The 2,306-nt window shown below is 73.2% G+C and carries 2 protein-coding genes; both read right to left on the bottom strand.

The features are described 5' to 3' along the window. Positions 1 to 9 precede the first annotated feature (9 nt). Positions 10 to 741 carry a type 1 glutamine amidotransferase gene (locus FNQ90_RS20135; protein ID WP_182607652.1) on the bottom strand — a complete coding sequence of 244 codons (732 nt, stop codon included), beginning with the start codon at positions 739 to 741 and terminating at the stop codon, positions 10 to 12. 118 nt (positions 742 to 859) lie between these two features. Beyond that, complete coding sequence (locus FNQ90_RS20130) at positions 860 to 2,098, bottom strand: Mur ligase family protein (protein WP_143621647.1); 1,239 nt, start codon at positions 2,096 to 2,098, stop codon at positions 860 to 862. Between the last annotated feature and the right edge of the window lie 208 nt (positions 2,099 to 2,306).

Below are 2,306 nucleotides of genomic sequence, written 5' to 3'. Positions count from 1 at the left end.
GCCGGTGGTTCAGGCGGGGTTGACGGTGGCGGCGGCGATGCGCTCGGCGCGCAGCGCCTCGTACCAGCGGTCCTCCACCGGCGGCAGGGCGTTGACGTCCAGGGCCAGCTTGATCAACAGGTCGGCGAGAAGGGGGTTGCGGGCGAGAACCGGCCCGTGGAGGTAGGTGCCGAGCACGGTCTCCCGCCAGGCGCCCTCGGTGCCGTCGCCGATGCCGTTGCCGCGGCCGAGCCGGACCCGGGCCAGGGGCCGGGCGGTGGGCCCCAGGTGGGTGACGCCCTGGTGGTTCTCGAAGCCGGTCAGTTGCGGCAGACCGAGTCGCTCGTCCACGTCGGCGAGGACGTCACCGACGCAGCGCTCACCGTCGCCGCGCACCGTGGTGATGTCCAGCAGCCCCAGACCGGGCTCGCTGCGTCCCAGGTCGTTGACGAACTCCCGGCCGAGGATCTGGTAGCCCGCACAGACGCCGAAGATGATGGCACCGTTGTCGGCCGCGCGCTGCAGGCCGCCGTCGCGGCGCAGACGCTCGGCGGCCAGCCGCTGGGGCCGGTCCTCGCCCCCGCCGATCAGGTAGATGTCCCCGGAGGTGGGCAGGGGCTGGTCCGACCGGACGTCCTGACGGGAGACCTTCAGACCGCGCTGCCGGGCGCGCCGTTCGATCACCAGTGCGTTGCCCTGGTCGCCGTAGGTGCTCAGCAGGTCGGGGTAGACCCAGACCACGCGGAGACTGGATTCGCTCATGACTCGGTGTCCTCGCTGTCCTTCGGTGTGCGGCACGGGGCGCGGCGTCGTCCCGGTGCGGGGGCCGCCGCGACGGTGGGCGGCCGGGCCCGGGCGGGGTGCCGCGTCCGGCTGACGTTCAGTTCCCCACGATCCGGCGCAGGTCCTGGAAGGCGGTGTAGTTGGCGATGGCCTCGATGCGTCCCGGCGGGCTGACCCGCAGGGCCTCGGCGAGGTCCTCACAGACGGTGAACTCCAGACCGGCGACCTCCAGGCGCACCGCCAGGTCGAGTTTGCGATCGCCCAGCACGGCGATCGGGTGACCGGCCAGGCGGGTGTAGTCCACGTCCCACAACCAGGAGGTGTCGGTGCCGTCGGCGCCGCGGGCGTTGACGGCGAGGATGACCGGGGCCGGTGCCCCGTCGATCAGGGAGAAGGTCTCCAACCAGCCGGCGGGGTTCTTCGCGAGCAGCAACCGGACGTCCCGCCCCTGGTGGGTGACGACGTCGTAGCGGCCCGCCACGGCGGTGACGGAGAACATCCGCTCCAGCGCGGTCTGCGGGGGTACGCCGAAGAAGGCGGCGACGGCGGTGGCGGTGGTGGCGTTGGCGCGGTTGGCCCGGCCGGGCAGCTGCAGGCGGATGGGCCAGGTCGAGCCGTGGGGGTCGACCACCTTCTCGCCGGAGAGCTGCCAGGTGGGACTGGGACGCTCGAAACCGCAGTCCCCGCAGGCCCAGTGCTCATCGGGACGCTGGAGGACCCCACCGCAGGCGGGGCAGGACCAGGCGTCGTCCTTCCACTCCTGGCCGGCGGCGACCCAGATCACATTGGCGGAGGCGGAGGCGGCCCACACGATGAGCGGGTCGTCACAGTTGGCGACGACGGTGGCCGGGGAGCCCTCGAGCCCGTCGCGCCAGTGGTCGGCCATCATGCGGGTCTCGGCGGCCCGGTCGAGCTGGTCCCGGGAGAGGTTCAACAGGGCGATGACCTTGGGCGAGACGTCCCGCGCGACGGCGTGCAGGTACTTCTCGTCCACCTCCAGCACCCCGAAGCGGGCCTTGGCTCCGGCGGCCAGGGCGGAGGTGATGCCCGCGGGCATGTTGGCGCCCAGGGCGTTGGAGACCACCTCGCCACCGGCTCGCAGCGCCTCCGCGATCAGGCGGGTCGTGGTGGTCTTGCCGTTGGTCGCGGAGACCAGGACGACATCGAGGTGGCCGGCGAGCCGGCCGAGCAGGTCGGGATCGACCTTGAGGGCCACCCGGCCGCCGATGACGGATCCGCTGCCGCGTCCGGCGGCCCGGGAGACGGCGGCCGCCGCCTTGCCCGCCGTGACGGCGAGCCGGGCTCGCGGGGTGAGCGGCTCGGTGCTCTCTGGCATGGTCAGTGTTCCTCCTTGCCCCTGGTTCCGGGCCAGCCTATCGACCCCGGGGCCGGGACCCGAATCCCACCGGGGCAAGCGGGGTTGCGGGGTGTCCGCCGTGTGGCGGTCGCGTTTCCTTCCCGGGACGGGGAGAGTCGTCGGGGAGGTCCCTCCGGGCCACCGGGGGAACCGCTCGAAGCCGTGCACGTCCCTTCCGGGGGGCGGG

This window comes from Streptomyces alkaliphilus, from assembly GCF_014141535.1.
Classification (GTDB): domain Bacteria; phylum Actinomycetota; class Actinomycetes; order Streptomycetales; family Streptomycetaceae; genus Streptomyces; species Streptomyces alkaliphilus.
The sequence above is the reverse complement of the archived record's forward strand: the minus strand, read 5'-3'. Positions and strand labels throughout refer to the sequence as shown.

Bases quoted from the DNA above. Each gene is read 5' to 3' on its own strand.
- FNQ90_RS20130 (WP_143621647.1), bottom strand. From the start codon at position 2,098: ATGCCAGAGAGCACCGAGCCGCTCACCCCGCGAGCCCGGCTCGCCGTC.
- FNQ90_RS20135 (WP_182607652.1), bottom strand. From the start codon at position 741: ATGAGCGAATCCAGTCTCCGCGTGGTCTGGGTCTACCCCGACCTGCTG.